This is a genomic window from Tateyamaria sp. GN1-10, assembly GCF_055693845.1.
In genome coordinates, this window is the sequence record NZ_JBVFUR010000004.1 from 1,765,861 (window position 1) to 1,784,751 (window position 18,891).

Annotated in this window: 17 protein-coding genes and 1 tRNA gene; 4 read left to right on the forward strand and 14 right to left on the reverse strand. The window is 60.3% G+C overall.

Annotation, left to right across the window (positions count from 1 at the left end):
• Positions 1–166: 166 nt before the first annotated feature.
• Entirely contained in the window at positions 167–637 is a 471-nt protein-coding gene (locus tag ACZ1HN_RS10485; RefSeq protein ID WP_299209442.1) for a GatB/YqeY domain-containing protein, read from the forward strand.
• A 215-nt stretch (positions 638–852) separates the two neighbouring features.
• Here the strand turns inward: ACZ1HN_RS10485 and ACZ1HN_RS10490 are convergent, their stop codons facing one another.
• From ACZ1HN_RS10490 to ctaD, 3 genes are all read right to left on the reverse strand, one after another.
• Positions 853–1,335 (reverse strand): DUF2244 domain-containing protein, encoded by a 483-nt coding sequence (locus tag ACZ1HN_RS10490; RefSeq protein ID WP_472727457.1) that lies wholly within the window; start codon positions 1,333–1,335, stop codon positions 853–855.
• Between the two features lie 110 nt (positions 1,336–1,445).
• Entirely contained in the window at positions 1,446–2,051 is a 606-nt protein-coding gene (locus tag ACZ1HN_RS10495; protein WP_299209436.1) for a peptidoglycan-binding domain-containing protein, read from the reverse strand.
• A 945-nt stretch (positions 2,052–2,996) separates the two neighbouring features.
• Positions 2,997–4,670, reverse strand: a complete 1,674-nt coding sequence (gene ctaD, locus ACZ1HN_RS10500; protein ID WP_472727458.1) for a cytochrome c oxidase subunit I — start codon at positions 4,668–4,670, stop codon at positions 2,997–2,999.
• A 376-nt stretch (positions 4,671–5,046) separates the two neighbouring features.
• Between ctaD and ACZ1HN_RS10505 the strand changes: the two genes are divergently transcribed.
• Positions 5,047–7,527, forward strand: coding sequence for a Hint domain-containing protein (locus tag ACZ1HN_RS10505; RefSeq protein WP_472727459.1), 2,481 nt, complete (start codon positions 5,047–5,049; stop codon positions 7,525–7,527).
• Positions 7,528–7,615: 88 nt separating this feature from the next.
• Here the strand turns inward: ACZ1HN_RS10505 and lipB are convergent, their stop codons facing one another.
• Both lipB and ACZ1HN_RS10515 read right to left on the reverse strand, forming a co-directional pair.
• Positions 7,616–8,272, reverse strand: a complete 657-nt coding sequence (gene lipB / locus ACZ1HN_RS10510; protein ID WP_472727460.1) for a lipoyl(octanoyl) transferase LipB — start codon at positions 8,270–8,272, stop codon at positions 7,616–7,618.
• A gap of 4 nt (positions 8,273–8,276) precedes the next feature.
• A complete protein-coding gene (locus tag ACZ1HN_RS10515) occupies positions 8,277–8,936 on the reverse strand; it encodes a DsbA family oxidoreductase (protein WP_472727461.1) in 660 nt (219 codons plus the stop codon).
• A 155-nt stretch (positions 8,937–9,091) separates the two neighbouring features.
• Between ACZ1HN_RS10515 and ACZ1HN_RS10520 the strand changes: the two genes are divergently transcribed.
• Positions 9,092–10,453, forward strand: a complete 1,362-nt coding sequence (locus tag ACZ1HN_RS10520) for a peptidoglycan-binding domain-containing protein (protein ID WP_472727462.1) — start codon at positions 9,092–9,094, stop codon at positions 10,451–10,453.
• A gap of 119 nt (positions 10,454–10,572) precedes the next feature.
• Positions 10,573–10,659, forward strand: a tRNA-Leu gene (locus tag ACZ1HN_RS10525).
• Positions 10,660–10,836: 177 nt separating this feature from the next.
• Here the strand turns inward: ACZ1HN_RS10525 and ACZ1HN_RS10530 are convergent.
• The 9 genes from ACZ1HN_RS10530 to ACZ1HN_RS10570 all read right to left on the reverse strand — a co-directional run bounded on the left by ACZ1HN_RS10530 (position 10,837) and on the right by ACZ1HN_RS10570 (position 18,850).
• The gene (locus ACZ1HN_RS10530) at positions 10,837–11,127 is read right to left on the reverse strand and encodes a hypothetical protein (protein ID WP_472727463.1); all 291 of its coding nucleotides are present in this window, start codon (positions 11,125–11,127) and stop codon (positions 10,837–10,839) included.
• On the reverse strand, positions 11,082–12,593 hold the full coding sequence (locus ACZ1HN_RS10535) for an ABC transporter ATP-binding protein (protein ID WP_472727464.1): 1,512 nt from the start codon (positions 12,591–12,593) through the stop codon (positions 11,082–11,084). Before ACZ1HN_RS10535 ends, ACZ1HN_RS10530 begins: the two co-directional genes overlap by 46 nt.
• Before the next feature lie 350 nt (positions 12,594–12,943).
• Positions 12,944–13,279, reverse strand: coding sequence for a hypothetical protein (locus ACZ1HN_RS10540; RefSeq protein ID WP_299703633.1), 336 nt, complete (start codon positions 13,277–13,279; stop codon positions 12,944–12,946).
• 1 nt (position 13,280) lies between these two features.
• Positions 13,281–14,969: a thiamine pyrophosphate-binding protein gene (locus tag ACZ1HN_RS10545; protein ID WP_472727465.1), complete on the reverse strand. Its 1,689-nt coding sequence runs from the start codon at positions 14,967–14,969 to the stop codon at positions 13,281–13,283.
• Positions 14,966–15,139 (reverse strand): alpha/beta fold hydrolase, encoded by a 174-nt coding sequence (locus ACZ1HN_RS10550; RefSeq protein WP_472727466.1) that lies wholly within the window; start codon positions 15,137–15,139, stop codon positions 14,966–14,968. The genes ACZ1HN_RS10545 and ACZ1HN_RS10550 overlap by 4 nt, the downstream gene beginning before the upstream one ends.
• Positions 15,140–15,177: 38 nt before the next feature.
• Positions 15,178–15,867 (reverse strand): alpha/beta fold hydrolase, encoded by a 690-nt coding sequence (locus ACZ1HN_RS10555; protein WP_472727467.1) that lies wholly within the window; start codon positions 15,865–15,867, stop codon positions 15,178–15,180.
• On the reverse strand, positions 15,749–16,345 hold the full coding sequence (locus ACZ1HN_RS10560) for an amino acid synthesis family protein (protein WP_472727468.1): 597 nt from the start codon (positions 16,343–16,345) through the stop codon (positions 15,749–15,751). The genes ACZ1HN_RS10555 and ACZ1HN_RS10560 overlap by 119 nt, the downstream gene beginning before the upstream one ends.
• A complete protein-coding gene (locus tag ACZ1HN_RS10565; protein WP_472727469.1) occupies positions 16,345–17,376 on the reverse strand; it encodes an LLM class flavin-dependent oxidoreductase in 1,032 nt (343 codons plus the stop codon). The genes ACZ1HN_RS10560 and ACZ1HN_RS10565 overlap by 1 nt, the downstream gene beginning before the upstream one ends.
• Positions 17,377–17,380: 4 nt before the next feature.
• Positions 17,381–18,850, reverse strand: coding sequence for an aldehyde dehydrogenase (locus ACZ1HN_RS10570; RefSeq protein ID WP_472727470.1), 1,470 nt, complete (start codon positions 18,848–18,850; stop codon positions 17,381–17,383).
• Positions 18,851–18,891: the final 41 nt, after the last annotated feature.

The window sequence follows — 18,891 nt, forward strand, 5'->3', positions numbered from 1 at the left end:
GCAAATTGGGCGGAAACTAATGTGGGGGCTGGTATTGGTCAAGCCTATTGGTGAATTTACTTTATTGTTTTAAATCAATAATTTACAGAGTTGACGTGCCCTTGCTTCAACCTAGCGTATCACGTACCTTAACCCTTCAACACGTGCCCATGGGGATGGACATCAAATGGATTTGCGCACCAAGATTTCGGCCGCGCTCAAGCAGGCCATGAAAGACAAGGATGCAGACCGACTTTCGACGCTGCGGCTGATCAACGCCGCCATCAAGGACAAGGATATCGACGCCCGTGCCGCCGGTCAGGATGACGGGGTTGGCGAGGGTGAAGTCCTTGCGATCCTTGGCAAAATGGTCAAGCAGCGCAACGAGAGTGCGAAGACCTATGAAGAAGGTGGACGACTTGATCTGGCTGAGCGCGAGCTGGCCGAGATCAAGGTCATCGAAGAGTTCCTGCCGCAAAAACTGGGCGCGGATGCGTCGGCCAAAGCGGTGGATGACGCCATTGCCGAGGTCGGTGCCGAGAGCATCCGGGACATGGGCAAGGTCATGGGTGTTCTCAAGTCGAAATACACCGGCCAGATGGATTTCGGCGCGGTGGGTCCGATGGTCAAGGAACGGCTCTGCGCGGCGGCCCACTAAGGGGATCGCACGATGCATTAAAGCGGGTTAATGCCCGCTTTTTCGCACCTTCGCTGGCTCATTTGTTCGCGAAGAATGCGCAGTTTCGTCCTGAAACTGCGGCTTTTGCATCCACTCAAGGCGACTGATTTCAGGTCTGTTTGGCGAAACTGCGTGTTTTCGAGCCGAAACTGCACATTTTCCGGACCCCACCCCAAAGACGGCGTTAAGACCGGTTAACGCCGCAGGGCGCGTGTCAGGTCGTCGTAGAGCGCGATGCGCTCTTCTTCACTCAGGAAAGCACCTATTTCGACTTCGCGCCCCTTGCCCTTAAGCGTGACATAGTGCGGCACCGGCCCTTCATCTTCGTACTTGGTCACTTTGGTCCAGTAGCGGTTGCAATCCCATTCCTGCACCTCGCCATTGGCATCGGTGCGGGTCAGATGGGTTTCGTCTGGATCCAGTGTCAGCACTTCGATGATCTGGCGCGCGCGACGGTTGCGGCGCAGGGCGAAATACATCGCCCAGACGGCCCCCATGGCGAAGGGGAGGAGACCCCACAACACGACAGAGCCCAATAAGGGCAGTGTCGGGATCAGAATGAGGGTGAAGGTTGCCAGCACGAACGCGGCCATACCCCTTTGTGGAAGGGAGTTGTGTGGCCAGAGGTGGAGTTCCTGCACCTGTGCTTCGGGTTCTGTTGTCCAGCGGTACGGCATATGGATGTTATACGCCGCGCACGAAACAAGTCGAAGGTCAGGTTGTCGCGGCTAGGGTGCCACCGCCCCCCTGGAGGAGTATAAGGGGCGGTGGCATAGCGGCGGGGGTGTTACAGGTCGGTATAGGAGGCCGACGGTTCCGGGCTCAGGCTGCGCTGTTGCGTGCCGCCCGAGGCAAGGTCCTCGCGGTAGAGCTTCAGCAGGCCACGGGTGCCGTCAGGCAGGCTTGCGATGTCCTGCAGCGTGCGGCTGCCGCCCGCTTCGGCACGCAGATAGGACGTTGTCAGCAGGTGCTGTTGGAACGTCGTGAGCGTGCCGGTGCCCTGATAGCCCATGTAGCGCTGGTAGTCTGCGATGGCGTCGCGGGTCTTGCCCCCGACCTGGCCATCAATCGGACCGGCGTCAAAGCCGAAGTAGTTGAGCGAGGACTGGATCTCGCGCCCTTCGGGGGTCGCCGGGATTGAAGGTCGGTAGCTTTTCTTCTTCGGAGCCGAGTAGCTGCGCGGTTGCGCCGCGTAGGTGCGGGGCGCCACGGCGCGCGAACGGGCGGCCTGGCGCTGTTTGTTCTTGCGCACCTCATTGTTGATGATTGCGCCGCCGATACCGCCAAGAATGGCGCCGGCGATAAAGTCCTTTTTGTCGGCCGCGGCGCGGGTGGCAGGCACAAGGGCGAGCGAGGCTGCAACGGCAGCGGATAAAATTGTTTTCGACAGCATGAAATGCTCCTTTCGTCTGGTGTCCTGCGGGAAGCGGTTCGCATGTTCGGGCAACGCGGTCCGCGGGCAGCAGTAGTGATTTGCATATGGGACGGTGTGCAGACGGTGGAAGGTGGTTTGTGTGCCTTGCGCGCGCGTGGGCGGTGATCTGCGCGTTTTGAGCGGGAGGTGGGCGGCGAATGGCCCAGTTTTGTTACGTGATATTGCATAACAACGCATGTGGGAGTGCGGTTTTTGCACGTGTTTCTTGGGGCTTTTCCCCAAACCCCGAAGTCTATCTGGCAAAGTGAAGGGGGTCAGACCTTTCGGCGCAAGCAGAGCACCAGGGGCAGCACAAAGATCGCAATGACAAGGGCAATGTATCCCAGAACTGCATGTTCATGAAAACGAACGGCAGCGGAGTTTTGTTCCAAGATTGCGACACGTTCAGCTACAGGGATGTCTGGCAACTCGTGCGTGAGCGCAAAAGGGTTGGTGGGGTGCAAAAGGCTTACGGCAAGCCACCCGATCACAATGATCCAGTGCATCGCATAGGTGAAAGGGCGCAAAGGCTGGTTCTGCTACCGGTGCATCACCCAGTGCCACCCGCTGAGGCATAGAAAAATGAGAGCTGGAACCGTGAATTCGCTGGCGACCGAGAGGGGGCGGTTTGCCGCGGCAATTATGTCAGTGGTTGGGTCGGAGCCTTGGGCGAGCAGACCAAGCGTTTCAACCGCAATCCACATTGCAACGATAACGCCGAACAATCCCGCAAGTACAAGCGCATGTCTTGATGCTGAGAGCTGGCGTCGAAACATGACGATGCTCAGGGCAAACAGCACCAACACACAAGCGATTGAAAACGGGTCCAGTACGGGGGCGTGCAGCATAGCTTTTTGACGGTTCAATTTAAAAAGGGCTCCGGTCGCCACCGGAGCCCTTTGGATTTTCAGGTTAGCGCAATGCTTAGTGCGACGGCGCTTTGTCCCAGTCTTCCTGCTTGGGCAGGGTTTCGAACGTGTGCTCTGGCGGTGGGCTGGGCAGTGTCCATTCCAGCGTGTCCGCATATTCGTTCCACGGGTTGTTTTCGGTCACGACGGCGCCACGGCGCAGGGCGTAGGCCATCACCCCGAAGAAGAACAGGAACGAGGCGAAGCTGATGAAGGCACCAATGCTCGACCACCAGTTCCAGTAGGCAAACGCCTCGGGGTAGTCGATGTAGCGGCGTGGCATGCCCTGACGGCCCAGGAAGTGCTGCGGGAAGAATGTCAGGTTTGCACCAACGAAGAACGCCCAGAAGTGCAGCTTGCCCGCCCATTCAGGATACATGCGGCCCGTCATCTTGGGGAAGTAGAAGTAGATCCCCGCGAAGATGGCGAAGACAGCACCAAGGCTCATCACATAGTGGAAGTGCGCCACAACATAGTAGGTGTCGTGGTAGTAGCGGTCCACGGCAGCCTGGCTGAGAACGATGCCTGTCACGCCGCCCACTGTGAAGAGGAAGAGGAAGCCGAACGCCCAGAGCATGGGTGTTTTGAACTCAACCGAGCCGCCCCACATCGTTGCGATCCAGCTGAAAATCTTCACGCCCGTTGGGACCGCGATGACCATGGTCGCCAGCATGAAGTAGGCCTGCTGGTTGAGGCTCATCCCCACGGTGTACATGTGGTGCGCCCAGACCACGAAACCCAATGCGCCGATGGCAATCAGGGCCCAAACCATCGGCAGGTAGCCGAAGATCGGCTTGCGCGCGAAGGTCGCGATCACGTGGCTGATGATGCCAAAGCCCGGCAGGATCACGATGTAAACCTCGGGGTGGCCGAAGAACCACAGGATGTGCTGGTAGAGCACTGGGTCACCGCCGCCTGCGGGATCAAAGAAGGTGAAGCCGAAGTTGCGGTCCATCAGCAGCATGGTGATTGCACCCGCCAGAACCGGCAGGGACAACAGGATCAGCCACGATGTGACAAAGATCGACCATGAGAACAGCGGCACCTTGAACAGTGTCATGCCCGGGGCCCGCATGTTCAGGAAGGTGGTGATCATGTTGATCGCACCCAGGATCGATGACGCGCCCGAGACGTGGACCGCGAAGATTGCGAGGTCCATGGACATGCCCGCTTCGTTGGTGGACAGCGGCGGGTACAGAACCCAGCCCACGCCCGAGCCAAGCTGGCCGTTGCCACCTGGTGCCAGGACCGAGCAGACCGCCAGCGTTGTGCCAACGACATATAGCCAGAAGGACAGGTTGTTCAGCCGCGGGAACGCCATGTCCGGCGCACCGATCTGCAAGGGCATGAAATAGTTGCCAAAACCGCCGAAGAGGGCGGGAATGACCACAAAGAACATCATCAGGATGCCGTGCCCGGTGATCAGAACATTCCAAAGGTGCCCGTTGGGGGTACATTCGCCCGCGGCTGCGGCAGTCAGGCGAGCGCCTTCCATACACATGTACTGAACGCCCGGATCCATCAGTTCGAGGCGCATGTAAACAGTGAATGCGACCGAGATGAAGCCGGCGAGGGCCGAGGTGACCAGGTACAGAATACCGATGTCTTTGTGGTTGGTGGACATGAACCAACGGGTGAAAAAGCCCCGTTCGTCTTCGTGCTCGTGCCCGTGAATGGCTGCGTCTGCCATGCGGTGCCTCCTGGCTGTTGGTTACTTCGCGCGCAGGGTTCCCTCTCCGCGCCCGGATTCTTGAGTGGTTCTAGAGTTTTGGCCCGCCCGCATCAATGGAAGATACGCGCAAGGGCCGGGATGAATTGTCGCGTGTGAAACATCCTGCACCCTTTGATCTGACTTCTTGATCCGAACCCAGGGCTGGGGTTTGCACGTTTATGATGCAGAAACAGATCGGCAGTTTACCGCTGCATCGTTTCCAGTTTGCTCGTACTGCCCTTCAAATGCCATAATAAAGGGCCATTCAAGGCGTTGTTCATCCTTCGTAACGCCCGAATCCGCAGCCAAACCGACCGCAAAGACGCATCAATGCGTCGAGCAGTGAGTGCAAAACATGGCAACCAACGACAATACCAATCCGGGCACCGAAGGCGATCAGGTCATTTCGGGCACCACCGGAACCGACACGCTGACCGGTGGGTTGGGTTCTGACACCATCACGGGCGGTTCGGGCAACGATGTCCTGAGCGGGGACGGCCCGGTCGAAGGTGCCTGGCATTTCGAGACATTCGATTTCGACTTTTCGTCGTCGGCGGGGCAGGCCTTTGACATCGAAAGCGGTGTGCAGACCGGATCGGGCTATGTCACCGATTTCAACGAAAGCGGGCTGACCAACACGGTGCGTGGCACCACCGGCAACCCCGAAGATTTCGGTGTCATCTATACCAGCACGCTCAACGTTGCGAGCGGCGGCACCTACCGTCTGACCACGTCATCAGATGATGGATCAACCATCCAAATCTTTGATTCCAATGGCAATCCGCTTCAGTTCAGCAACCAGGCCGGCGGCACGCTGGACTATCTGAACAACGACTTTCACCAAGGGACGACCACGCGCTTTGGCGATGTCACGCTGGACCCGAACGAAACCTACACGGTCCAGATCCGGTACTGGGAAAATCGCGGCGGTGACACGTTGTCGGCCACGATCAGTGGGCCGGATACGGGCAATGTCAGCGAAAACCTTTTGACCTCATCCATGATAGGCACGCCGCCGGGTCCGGAATACTCGGTGACGGGCACGCCTGCCGGCGTCGAAGGCGATGATGTGATTGACGGCGGTGCGGGTGACGACACGATCACCGGCGACGGCGGCAATGATACCCTGTCCGGCGGCACCGACAATGACAGTGTCGATGGCGGCAGTGGGGATGACGTTGTGCAAGGCAACGGCGGTGCCGACACGCTGACGGGCGGATCGGGCGACGATTCGATGACCGGCGGTGGCGGCGGTGACAGTGTGAGCGGCGGCACCGGAGATGACACCCTTGAGGGCGGCGGTGGCGCCGACACCTTGGAAGGGGAACAAGGATCGGACAGTCTTGTGGGCGGTGCGGGAGCCGACATTCTGGTCGGCGATAATGGGTCCGAGACCACAACACTCTACGAAGACGACTTTGAAAGCGGCGCCAGCGGCTGGACCAACAACACGACCGAGACGGACCCGGACCTTGGCACATCGCTGGGCCGCTTTGGATCACCGGACGGCACCATCGCCACCGAGCGCAGCTTTGATCTGGGTTCAGATGCAGAGCAGGTGCAGGTCGAGTTTGACGCGCTATTGCTCGACAGCTGGGATGGCGAAGATTTCATCATCACCCTGAACGGGGAAGAGGTCCGTTTCAGCCACCTCGCGGGTGACACGTCCTCTCCGGCCAGCCAGAGCTTTGTCGGGGCGGACGGGGCGACCTACACGCTGGACTTCACCAACACCGCAACGGGTGAGTTGGGCTATACTACCGGCGGATCGGTGTCGAACTCGCAAGACACGATCATGAATGTTGTGATCACGATCGACAATCCGCCGGAAACGCTGGACCTGGGACTGGGCAGCACGCTCAATTCCGGTATCACCAATGAAAGCTTTGCCATCGACAATTTCAGCGTTGTGCGGGTGGATACCGCCGATGACACGCTGGCCGGTGGAACAGGCGACGATACGCTGACCGGCGGGGCGGGTGATGACATCTATGTCTTCAACCCGGGCGACGATGACGATGTCATCACGGATTTCAACGCAGGCAACACGGGCTCCATCACGGATGGCGACCAGACCAACAACGACTTCATCGACCTGAGTTCATACTACACGAACATCTTCGAGCTGCGCGCGGATCTGGCAGATGACGGTGTCCTGAACCAGTCGGTGGGCGATTTCGGCGACAATACCGGTCTGGGCGGGTCGATCACCATGACCGGTGTCACGGGCGGCGATCTGACCTTTGACAACACCAACGTGGCCTGTTTCACCAAAGGTGCGCTGATCGACACGGTCGATGGCCCGGTCGAGGTGCAAAACCTGCGCAAGGGCATGCGTCTGCGCACATGGGACAATGGCGACCGGCCAGTCAGGGCTGTCCTGCGCCGTCAGGTTGATGGATCGGGCACGCTTGCGCCTGTCCATATCTCGGCCGGTGCGCTGGGCAATGATCGTGACCTGATTGTATCGCCCGCGCACCGCATGTTGATCTCGGACTGGCGGGCGCAGATGCTGTTTGGCGCTGACGAAGTGCTGGTGAGTGCTGCAAACCTTGTGCGGGGCGACCTGATCTACCGCGCACCGATGCGGACGGTGACCTACTACCATATCCTGATGGACCGACATGAAGTGATCTTTGCCGAAGGTGCGCCAACCGAAAGCTTCCATCTCACTCGTGAAGCCGCTGAGGCTGCAGAATATGGTGACGGCGAAGAGTGGGCGGTGGCCGCCGAAATCGCCCGGCTGTTCCCGGAATTGCTGATGTGCGCCAGCCGTTGCGTGCGCCCGGTCATGAAAGGCTACGAGGCACGGGCGCTGGCCGGGATGGTCGGCTAAGCTCTTCTTCTGGCTGGAAATACCTCGGGGGAGCCGCAGGCGGGGGCAGAGCCCCCTGAAGCATGGTGTCGCGCAAGCGGCCTTGGGATCACGCTTGTTCTGAGAACACGCTGTCAAAGCTTTGGCGCAAGGCCACATCCACGTCTTCCATCGTCACGGGCAGGCCCAGATCCACCAATGACGTCACCCCATGCTCGGCTATGCCGCAGGGGACGATGCCGTCGAAATGGGACAGGACGGGTTCGACATTGATACTCAGGCCGTGGAAGCTGACCCATTTCCGCAACCGGATGCCAATCGCGGCGATCTTATCTTCGGCCAGCCCGCCATCGGGGCGGAGCGGTTTTTCGGGGCGTGTGACCCAGACCCCGACGCGGCCCTCGCGGATCTCGCCCTTGATGTTGAACGTGTCCAACGTGGCGATCACCCACGCCTCGAGGTCCTGCACAAAGGCGCGCACATCGTGTCCGCGCTTGCCCACGTTCAGCAAGGTATAGGCCACCCGTTGCCCGGGGCCGTGATAAGTGTACTGGCCGCCGCGTCGCGTTTCAAAAACGGGAAAGCGATCCGGATCGGTCAGATCGTCAGGCTTGGCTGACGTGCCTGCGGTGTAAAGTGGCGGGTGTTCGACCAGCCAGATGCATTCCTCGGCCTCACCCGCCGCAATCGCGGTCGCGCGCGCTTCCATCCAGGCCTCGGCCTCTCGGTAATCGGTCAGCCCCGGGGTCGTGATCCATTCGACCATTGCGTCAGCTCGCCTTGTCCTCGGCCGCCTTGCGGAGGATCTGGGCATAGTTCTCCGCCCCTTGCGCACCTGTGACCAGGTATTTGCCACCAAAGACCATGGACGGAACCCCGGAAATACCGTTCGAAGTCCAGAAGGCCTGTTTCTCGCGGACGCTGTCTTTGAGTTTGCCCGACTGTAGGACATCTTCTGCCTCTGACCGGTCCAGACCGACGCCTTCGGCGACATCCAGGAGAACGGTGCGGTCAGAGACATCGCGTTGGTCGGTGAAGTGGGCCTTGAACAGCGCCAGCTTCAGCGGGTGTTGCAACCCTTGGGCCAGGGCAAAATCCAGAAGCTGATGGGCGTCGAAGCTGTTGACGATGCGGCTGTCGGGCGAGAACGCGAAGTCGATGCCCAGATCGCGACCCAAGGCTTGCATGTGTGCCCGGTTCTGCGCGGATTGTTCGGGGGAAGAGCCGTATTTCTCGGCGATATGTTCGGCCAGGTTCTGACCTTCGGGTGGCATGTCCGGATTCAACTCGAACGGGTGCCACCGCACCCGCGCGCCCATGCCTGTTGTGCCCAGAGCCTGTTCCAATTGACGGAATCCCACGATGCACCAAGGGCACATCACGTCTGAAACGATGTCGATATCTATGACGGGTGAGTCTGTGTCGGGCATGATTTGCGCTCCTGTGGCGCTGTTGGTTTGGCCTACATCACCCTGATGAGCCCAAGTTTCAAGCTTTTGGGCCTCTGAACGGGCAGGTATGGAATTTGTGACTCCCCAAATCGCGCGGAATTGATAGCATATGCGCATATTCTGGAGGGTTATTCATGTTTACAAAATCCATTGCTGTTTCCTGTGTTGCACTGTCCATGGCCATTGTTCCCGCGACGCGTGTGACCGCGGATGCCGGCGACTTCGTGGCCGGTGCCATTATTGGCGGCATCGTCGGTCACGCGGCCACCAAGCAGAACCAGCGCCGAAAGGCGACACAGCGCACCTATACCAAGAAGACCTACAAGCCGCGCCTGCCATCCACGCAAGAAGGGCGCGAGATACAAGCATCGCTGAATTATTTCGGCTTCAACGCGGGCACGGTCGACGGGCAATTGGGTCGCCGGTCCAGAAACGCGGTGTCGGCCTACCAAGCCTATCTTGGCTATCCCGCAACCGGCCAGCTGACCCCGTTTGAGCAAAATCTGCTGATCACGTCCTACAACCGTGCGCAGGCGGGTGGCTATGCCGTCACGCAGCAGATCGCGACGACACCGGATGGCACGCGCGGCCTTCTCAAGACCTACCGCGCCGAGTTGGCGGGCCAGCAGCCTGCGGTGCCACTGGCGCCGAACACGACCATTGTCGTTGCTCCGCAGCCGGTCACGCCGACCGTTGGCACGACCACGACAACCACGGTTGTCGCAGCAGCACCCGAAGCAGCGACGCCCGCGGCACCCACCGAAGCGGCCGCACCCGCCTTGCCAAACTTCCTTGGTGGTGGTGCAACCGCATCGCTTGCATCGCATTGCAACACCGTGTCGCTGCTGACCAACACCAATGGTGGTTTCACCACGGCGGCGGCAATGACCGACCCGGATGTCGCGCTGAACGAACAGTTCTGCCTGGCCCGGACCTATGCGATTGCGACAAGCGAAGACATGATTGCCAAGGTGCAGGGCTTTACCCCTGCTCAGGTTGCCTCGCAGTGCGAGCAGTTTGGTCCGGCGATGCAGCCCTATGTGGCGTCCCTCGCGCTCAAGTCGCAGCCTGAAGTGGTTCAGGATGTTGCGGGCTTCATCCTGACAACAGGCATGTCCCCCGCGCAGTTGCAGGGCACCGCCAAGATTTGCATGGGTGTCGGATACCGGACGGACAACATGGATGTCGCGCTGGGCTCGGCCCTGATGCTGTTTGCCATGGGCGACCAGGTTTACGGTGAGATGATGGGCCACCATCTGGCGCAGGGCTTTGGCACCAGCAAACGGATTGATAGCGCCCGTGTCTGGTATGCCGAAGGACTGAAGGCCGTGGATTCCGGCGCACCGGCCGTGTTCGCACCCGGTCAGCCCGAGCGTGTCGAGTTGCTGCGTCAGGCATCGCTGCGTCTGGGCACGTCAAACTCCGGTCTGGTGGCACCTGCCCAACCCACGGTGCAGCCTGCTGCGTTGCCGACCTTTGGTCTGGCGAGCGACTGATAGGCACCTCGTTTGAGGACAGACACCGGGGCCGATCCACGGCCCCGGTTTTTCTTTGAGTTTTCGGTCTTGGCAAGGGGCGCGTTCATCGCTAAACCCCGCTCACCAAGTCAAGGCGTGCGGCCGTGGCGGAATTGGTAGACGCGCAGCGTTGAGGTCGCTGTGAGGTAACACTCGTGCGAGTTCGAGTCTCGCCGGCCGCACCATTTCCCACATCTTGTTTCGAGACCATAGACGTCACGGCAGATGCCTGCGCGTTGCGAAGGCCGCTGTTCATTCGTGGGCTATTGAGCCTTGAACGTTAGTGGCAGCGTTTTCCGCGCAAATCAGACATATGGCGGGGCATATCTCCAACAAAAGGAGATGCGCCCCGCCTGTTTTCATCAAGCTGCAAGCATCTGGCGCTGGCGGAGCGCCCGGTACAGGCCATCTTCGCGCTCCATCAGTTCGGCGGGTGTGCCGTCCTCCACGATTCTGCCGCGGTCGAAGACGAGGATGCGGTCCATCCTTTCGACCGTCGCAAGCCTGTGGGCGATGACCAGTGTCGTGCGCCCTTCCATCAACCGCTCGGCGGCCTCGGCAACCTTTGCCTCGGCTTCCGAGTCGAGCGAAGACGTTGCCTCGTCCATCACGAGGACAGGCGCATCGGACAGGAAGGCGCGCGCGATGGCCACGCGCTGACGCTCACCCCCGATAGCTTCACGCCGCGCTCGCCCACTGCGGTCCCGTATCCTTTGGGCAGACGGGCGATAAAGTCACCCGCGCCTGCACGCTCTGCCGCTTCGCGGACCTCATCCAAAGTGGCCCCGGGACGGGCATAGGCGATGTTTTCAGCCAGCGACCGGTGAAACAGCACGGGCTCCTGTGGAACAAGCGCGATGTGGCGGCGCAGTTCGGACAGCGAAACCTGCGCAATGTCCGTGCTGCCCAACGTGATCGACCCATCGGTCAATTCGTGAATCCGCTGGATCAATTTGACAAAGGTCGTCTTGCCCGAGCCTGAACGCCCAACCAGCCCCACCTTTTGACCAGCGGGTATGTGCACATTGAGGTTGCTAAAGAGCGGCGATTGCGCCCCGGCATAGCCGTAATCCACGTGATTGAAGGCAAGCGTTGCCGCGCGTGCGGGCAATACTGTGGCGGGCAGGCGGGCCACGTCACGCTCGGCGACGGCGGACATCAGATCGACCAGTTCCTCGGCATCGTTCACCGACTTCTGGAGCTGACGCACGTGATTGCCGATCTGCCGCAGGTAGCCATCGAGCATGCCAAGGGCCGACACGACATAGGCAATCTCTCCGGCACCGGCGAGGCCCCTGACGAATGCAAGCAATGCGCCACCCAGCACGGCAGCCCGCAACACCCAAAGCGACAGGTCCTGCGTCAACCCGGACCAGGTACCGCGCCGCCATGTCCGGCGTGTCCTGTGCGCCCATTTCGACAGGACACGGCCCAGCCGGTCGTCTTCTCGCACTTCACCCGCATGGGCACGGACAACGGCGTTCGATGTGATCGCATCGGCCAGCGCACCTGAAACCCGGCTGTCCTGCGCGTTTGACAGCCGCGCCGCCGGAGCGACCCAGAACAGCGTGAGCAGCAGGGACAGCGTGAGGAACAGTGCCGCCCCCAGGGCCGCGACAAGCCCGACCTGCCATTGGAAGGCCGTCAATGTGCCGATCGTGCCCAGCAGGACCAGCGTGGAAGGCAGCAGCGCCAGCAGCAATACGTCGGCCATGTCATCCAGAGCCCAGGTGCCGCGCGTGATCTGGCGCACGGTCGAACCGGCAAAGGCGTTGGCGTGCCAGTCTGCAGGCAGTCGCTGGACATGTGCGAAGGCTTCGGCCTCGGCCACACGCATTGTTGGTATGGTCAGCGCAATGATTGAGAAATAGCTGAGAATTTTGGCAGCAATCGACACCACGCCCAGGCCAAGAAGCAATCCGAACGCACCCCAGGGGGAGGCTGTTTCAGAGACGGCGGCAACAAGGCGCCCGGTGACGACCGGGATTGCCACGTCGGCTGCGGTTGAGGTCAGGACAAGCAGGAGAATGGCCGCAAGAAGGCCACGCCTGCGCAACCAAAGACGCAGGGCAAAGGTGAGCACGCGCGCAAAGGCGCCACTGGCAGTAATGCGGGACATGGAACGTTCGCGGACAGTAAAGCCGCGCCTATTATTCAAATGGAAGGATGTCCGAAGGGTGGACGTTTGCAACTGACGTGAAAGGCTGCGTTAGCCTTGTGCTGTCAGGACGCGGAAGCTCCGACACGGAAGCGTCCCGGGAGGAAATACATGCTGATAATCATAGTTGCCCTCCTTGCTAAACGACACCTTGAGGTTGAAGTAGTAGTATCGGAATGTCCGAGTCAAGCGCCGCATCCAGCGGTAGGCAATTCTGCGCCGAGAGCTGTGTCCGTAGACCTTTTGCGGATCCAAAAGACGTTCGGATGTGAACGGCTTAATGTGGTGGGTGAGGCCGGCGTCTTGCTGCGCTAGTCGAAATACTGCTCTCGATCCATCAGGTAGTGCCAGAGCTCGATCTTGTCATAGAACCGGTCGTACAACTCTGGCAGCCGCGCCTTGGCGGCGTGACGGGCGGGGCTGGTAATCCCTTTTTCCATGGCCGCGCGGTCCGCATAGGTGATCGCAAGGATCAGTGGGATGTTTGGTCCGTCGGCATCCTGATCCATCCCGTAGAGCACGCGCACTTCCTCGGCACAGGCAAATTTGCGCCAGAGCGGGGTGAGATGTTCGGTGACCCACGCCCGCATTTCGGCCTCTTTGCCGTCTTTGACCGTGCCGCCGAAAATCGCATAGCGCGTGATCATCTTAGCCACCTCTGTGTTTGAAGCTGTCGCGCCGGAAGGAGTAGAGCGCGTTGGGGTCAACGGCCACATCCACGACCGCAGGCGATCCGCAGGCCAATGCCGCCTCGATCGTCGGGGCGACATCGGCGAGCGTGTCGGCGCGGTAGCCTTTGGCCCCGTAGAGTGCCGCCAGTTCATCAAAGCGCGGACTGGAGACATCAGCCCCGATGTAGCGCCCGTTGAAGAAATCGCGTTGGTAGGCTTTTTCAGCCCCCCAGCATTGGTTGTTCATCACAACCGTGACCGTGTTGATGCTGTGGTCGACCGCAGTGGACAGTTCGCTGACTGTCATGCCGAACCCGCCGTCGCCCATGAGGCTGACCACCGGTCTGTCCGGTTGCGCGCATTTCACCCCCATGCCGCAGGCCATGGAAAAGCCGACCAGCCCGAAGTCGAGCGGTGTAAACAGGCTGCCGGGGGACCAGTAGTTCAGCGCATCGGTGGCTTGCAGACATAATGTGCCTGCGTCCATCGTGATGGCCGCGTCCCGGGGCAGGACCCCGCGTAAGGCCTTGAACAGGCCGGAAGGCTGGGTCGGATTGGTTTCGATAGCGTCCGTGTCGCGCTGGGTCAGAAAGGCTGCGCGCTCTGACTGGAATGCCTTCGTCCAAGCGTCGGCTGTGGCGCGGTTTTGCAATCCTTTGAGCGCATCTGTGAGTTGCCGGGCGGCGGTGGGCGCATCGGCCCAGATGCCAAGATCGACAGGAAAGAAGCGCCCGATGGAGGTCGGCTCAAGTTCGATCTGGATGATCGCCGCATCGCGGTTGATATTGTCGTAGGTGTAGAACGTGGCATTGAACCCGAGCCGTGTGCCCAGTGCGAGGATCACATCCGCTTCCTTCACGAGGCGCGAGGCGACAGCATTGCCGCGCGGCCCCATTTGCCCGGCATTCAGGGGATGCCCGAACGGGATCGCGTCACCGTGTCCGGGCGAGGTCACCATGGGGCAGTTCAAGGTTTCCGCCAGCGCAATCGCCGCCTCGTGCCCGCGCGTGTTCTTGATGCCGCCACCGGCGATGATGACCGGTTGTGTCGCCCCGGCGAGCATCTTGGCCGCATGCGCAATGCTCTCTGGGTGGCCTGCGGGGACAGACATGTTTCTGTATCCCTTGGGCTCTTGAAGCGGTGGGACCTCTGCCTGTGCTGACAATACATCGCGAGGCAGGTTGAGCTGCACCGGACCCTGTCGCGGTGACAGGGCTGTCCGAAAAGCTTCGCGGAACAGTTCGGGCACGCGATCGGCAGAGGGGACCGTCCAGGTTTTCTTGGTCACCGGTGTGAAAAGCGATTGCTGATCCACCTCCTGAAACGCATCGCGATAGATGTGGCCCTGAGCCAGCATTCCCGCGATGGAGACAACGGGCGAGAAGGCCGCCTTGGCCTGGCTGAGGCCCGTTACCAGATTTGTTGCGCCCGGGCCGTTTTGCCCGGCCAGCACGACCCCGGCTTTTCCTGATGCGCGGGCAAACCCATCGGCCATATGCGTGCCGGTGCGTTCGTCATGCACACCGATGAAGGCAATGCCCTCGGCGTCGTAGAGCGCATCAAACATCTCCATCGTGGCCGATCCAATGAGGCCAAAGACGTGACTGGTTTCTTCGGCTTTCAGGGCTTCGATTGCAGCCTGTCCGCCGCTCATTTGGGTGGTCATGTGGCTTGGGTTCCCAGGAATTGCAGAAGTGGTTTTGTGAAGGCGTTGGGGTCTTCCATCAGGCCCAGATGTTGCAGGCGTGGGATGATGATCGTCTGAGCGCCCGGAATTTCGGCGGCAATGTCATGGGCCATGGCAGGGGTTGAACCGCTGTCATTTTCGGATGTCATCACAAGGGTAGGTGCGGCAATCTCATTTGGGCGTCCGGTCAGCTCTCGGACACCGTTTGCCAGAACCCAGGCGGTTTGTGCGTAGCTTTCTGCATCGACGTGGCCGCGCCATGCGCGCACCTGCGCTGGGCCATCGCCTGTGGCAAGGTAAGCGGGGGTGAACCATCGTTTGAGCGCGGCGTCGAAGGTGAAGAACGCGCCCTGATCGCGGACTGCACGTGCGCGTTCTTCGACCTCTGCCTGTGCCTTGGTCCCACGGTTGTGGGGGAGTTGAGTATGGCGAGCGACAGGCACTTGTCTGGATGATCGAGCGCGAAGCGGCGATTGATCATGCCGCCAATGGAGAAGCCGACGATGTGCGCCTGATGGATGCCAAGGCTGTGCATCAATCCGGCGATCTGATCGGCGAACAAGGCCAATGTAGCGGGTGATGGTGCCGGGGCACTGTCGCCGTGGCCGTACAGGTCATAGCGGAGTACGCGCCAGCCCTTGAACGCGACCAGATGTGGGTCCCACAAGGCACGTGACAGGCCCAGCCCATGGATCAGCACCACGCAGGGCGCATCCGCTGGGCCTGTCAGGTCATACGCCGTGCCGTCTGGCGCAACCTCAGACACCGGCCGGGTTATCCACGTCGTGTCCCATTTCCTTGAGATCCTCATAACGGTTGCCGATCCGGTGGTTCGGGTGCCCGCCGATCGATGCGCCCAAGGCCACGATGATCTCATCTTCGGCCGGGGCGTCTTGGACCGACAGGTGGATGGTCTGGTAATGTGATCGCATGCCGCCATCGTCCTTGTGCATCAGCGGTATCATCAGTGATGTTCCGGCAGCGCCACGTGTGTTTGCAAAGACCAGGTAGGACTGCGCGTTCACGGCTTCGCGGTATTTGTTGCCGAACCAAAGCGTGTGCGTCAGTGCCTGGGCGTGCTCAATCTCTCCGCCCATACCGACCACGGACGCCTTGCCGTATCCTTCGAGCTTGTCGCCGGTCACATCGAGGATCATCTTGGTCAGCAGCGCACCAATCTCGGGCCCGATCTCGCGGATCTCGGGGCGCAGGTTTTCGACATGACCGCGCCCGAACCATGGGTTTTTGATGATGGCCATGGCCGCGATAAGGCGTGTGGGTGTTTCAACCTTCTTCCAACCCTCGATATGGGTGTCTTGGATGTTGAGGATCGTTCGGCGAATTTCGGCAGGCATCAGGCAAACTCCGGCATGACTTTATTGATGAACAGGTCCATGGAGCGTTTCTGTACCTCCATATCGAGCCCCATCGAGGCGTAGTAGATAAAGGCGTCAACGCCCAAGGCTTCGTAGGCTTTCAGCTTGGCGATGACCTGTTCGGGGGATCCGAACACCAGGTTCTCTTCCAGCATGTCCGGGTCCACCCTGACATTGCCTTCCAATTCATCCAACGGCACGATTTCGGGGAAACCATTGATGACGTCCCCCTTTTTCATCATCAGGTTGCCAAACCGGCCGAGGGCGCTGCGCACGGCGGTCAAAACGGAGGCCCTGTCGGCCTCGTTCTCATAAACCGCGGTGTGGCGCATCAGGGCGAAGGTGCGGTTCCAGCCGCCTGCCTTGACCACAGCCTCATCCAGTTGCTGTTTGTATTTCTCTGCCTCTGACATGGGCATCGTCAAAGGCCAGCACATGACGTTGCAATCATTGGCAACGGCATAGTCAAAGGTGATAGGCGACCGTGCGGCGACCCACATCGGGACCTCGTCCTGCAACGGTTTGGGGCAGGCGGTGGATTTCGGGAACTGCCATTTTTCGCCGTTATGCTCGACATCGCCCTTCCACAGCTTGCGCACCAGTGGCATCATTTCCTGCATGAAATGATGGCTGTCCTTTTGAGCGAGGCCCGGGTGCATCCGGTCAAACTCGCGCTGGTAGGCACCTGATCCCAGTCCTAGTTCCAGGCGTCCGTCGGACAACAGATCGACCATTGCCGCCTCTCCGGCCAGGTTGATCGGGTGCCAGTATGATGCGTTGGCGACCCCGCAGCCGATCCGGATGTTTTGTGTGTGGTTCGCCCACCATGTCATCAGTTGGAACGGGTTCGGCGCGATGGTCATTTCAAGCGCATGATGTTCGGCCGCCCACACCACCTCGAACCCGGCGTGATCGGCTGTCTTTACCATCTCAAGCGTATGGTCGCGTACATCCGTCATCGCGGTGGTATCGTTCATGCGCTCCAGGTTGATGGCGAGTTGAAATTTCATGATTTCACCTTGGCTTGAAAGGATTTGCGATGGGTGCGTCCGACAGGTTCATCCAAACCGTTTTGGGGCGGGTGTAGTCATAGACGGCTTGTAAGCCCGCCTCGCGCCCATAACCGCTGGACTTCAGGCCGCCGAAGGCAGCGATTGGACTGATGGCGCGGTAGGTGTTGACCCAGATGATGCCGGCCTTGACGCGCTTGGACATGCGTAAGGATCGCGCGGCGTCACGGGTGAAAATGCCCGCGGCAAGGCCGTGTTTGGTGTCGTTGGCAAGCGCGACAACTTCGTCCTCGGTTCGGAAGCGTTGCACGGCGAGGACGGGGCCAAAAAGCTCTGTATCGACAATTGTCATGTCCTGACGCGGGCACTCGATAATGGTCGGCTGGTAATACACCCCGTCCAGGTCCGCCCGCTTGCCACCGGCCAGCACTGTGCCGCCTTCTTCTGTTGCGAGGGCGACTTGCGCTTCGATGTGTTGCATTTGTCCCGGCGTGCAGAGGGGGCCCATCTCGGTCTCGTCTGCCTGCGGGTCGCCAATGCGAATGTTCCTGGCAATCGCGACCATCCTTTCCAGAAAGGCGTCTGCGATGTCTTCGTGCAGATAGAGCCTCGAGCCTGCGACGCAGCTTTGCCCGGTGGCGGCGAAAATCCCGGCAACAGAACCATTGACCGCGCTTTCGAGATCCGCGTCGTCGAAGACGATGAACGGGGACTTCCCGCCAAGTTCAAGCGAGACCTCGGCGAAGTTTTCAGCCGAGTTGCGCACGATGTGGCGGGCTGCGTCTGGGCCACCAGTGAAGGCGATCTTGGCAACCAGGGGATGCGTGGTGAGTGCGGTTCCACACACCGGGCCGCCGGTGACGATGTTGACGACGCCGTCGGGGATACCGGCCTGTGCCACCAGCTTGCCGAATTCCAGCAAGGGGGCTGATGCGTGTTCGGATGCCTTGAGCACGATGGTGTTGCCTGCGGCGAGGGCGGGGCCGATCTTGACCGCGCTCAGGAACATCTGGCTGTTCCACGGGACAACGGCGGCCACCACGCCAATCGGTTCACGGTCGGTGAAGACAAACATGTCCGGTTTGTCGATGGGCAGGGTTTCCCCTTGTATCTTGTCCGCAGCCCCTGCGTAGAAATGCAGGTATTCGGCGATATATGTCGCCTGCCATGCGGTTTCCTTGAACATCTTGCCTGTGTCTGTGGTTTCGATCCGGCCAATGGCTTCTGAATTCGCAGCCAGTAGATCAGCGAGCTTTGTCAGACACTTACCGCGCGCTGTTGGCGTCATCTGTCCCCATGGACCTGACATGGCATCCGCTGCTGCCTGTACCGCGCGATCCACGTCCTGCGGGGTGGCCTCTGGCACCGTGGCCCAGACATGGCCCGTTGCCGGGCAGAGGCTGTCAAACCGGGCGCCGTCCGATGCATCGACCCAGGCACCATTGATCAGCATCTGATACCGTTCTGCAGTCATCGGCATATCCTCCCTTGCGGCAGGCTAGCGCGAAGCTTAAA

Coding starts and splice junctions, on each gene's coding strand:
- ACZ1HN_RS10505 (WP_472727459.1), top strand. CDS start 5,047: ATGGCAACCAACGACAATACCAATCCGGGCACCGAAGGCGATCAGGTC.
- ACZ1HN_RS10570 (WP_472727470.1), bottom strand. CDS start 18,850: ATGACTGCAGAACGGTATCAGATGCTGATCAATGGTGCCTGGGTCGAT.
- ACZ1HN_RS10535 (WP_472727464.1), bottom strand. CDS start 12,593: ATGTCCCGCATTACTGCCAGTGGCGCCTTTGCGCGCGTGCTCACCTTT.
- ACZ1HN_RS10540 (WP_299703633.1), bottom strand. CDS start 13,279: ATGATCACGCGCTATGCGATTTTCGGCGGCACGGTCAAAGACGGCAAA.
- ACZ1HN_RS10485 (WP_299209442.1), top strand. CDS start 167: ATGGATTTGCGCACCAAGATTTCGGCCGCGCTCAAGCAGGCCATGAAA.
- ACZ1HN_RS10545 (WP_472727465.1), bottom strand. CDS start 14,969: ATGACCACCCAAATGAGCGGCGGACAGGCTGCAATCGAAGCCCTGAAA.
- ACZ1HN_RS10520 (WP_472727462.1), top strand. CDS start 9,092: ATGTTTACAAAATCCATTGCTGTTTCCTGTGTTGCACTGTCCATGGCC.
- ACZ1HN_RS10490 (WP_472727457.1), bottom strand. CDS start 1,335: ATGCCGTACCGCTGGACAACAGAACCCGAAGCACAGGTGCAGGAACTC.
- ctaD (WP_472727458.1), bottom strand. CDS start 4,670: ATGGCAGACGCAGCCATTCACGGGCACGAGCACGAAGACGAACGGGGC.
- ACZ1HN_RS10550 (WP_472727466.1), bottom strand. CDS start 15,139: ATGACATCCGAAAATGACAGCGGTTCAACCCCTGCCATGGCCCATGAC.
- ACZ1HN_RS10495 (WP_299209436.1), bottom strand. CDS start 2,051: ATGCTGTCGAAAACAATTTTATCCGCTGCCGTTGCAGCCTCGCTCGCC.
- ACZ1HN_RS10515 (WP_472727461.1), bottom strand. CDS start 8,936: ATGCCCGACACAGACTCACCCGTCATAGATATCGACATCGTTTCAGAC.
- ACZ1HN_RS10555 (WP_472727467.1), bottom strand. CDS start 15,867: ATGAGATCATCGTGGCCTTGGGCGCATCGATCGGCGGGCACCCGAACC.
- ACZ1HN_RS10560 (WP_472727468.1), bottom strand. CDS start 16,345: ATGCCTGCCGAAATTCGCCGAACGATCCTCAACATCCAAGACACCCAT.
- ACZ1HN_RS10565 (WP_472727469.1), bottom strand. CDS start 17,376: ATGAAATTTCAACTCGCCATCAACCTGGAGCGCATGAACGATACCACC.
- lipB (WP_472727460.1), bottom strand. CDS start 8,272: ATGGTCGAATGGATCACGACCCCGGGGCTGACCGATTACCGAGAGGCC.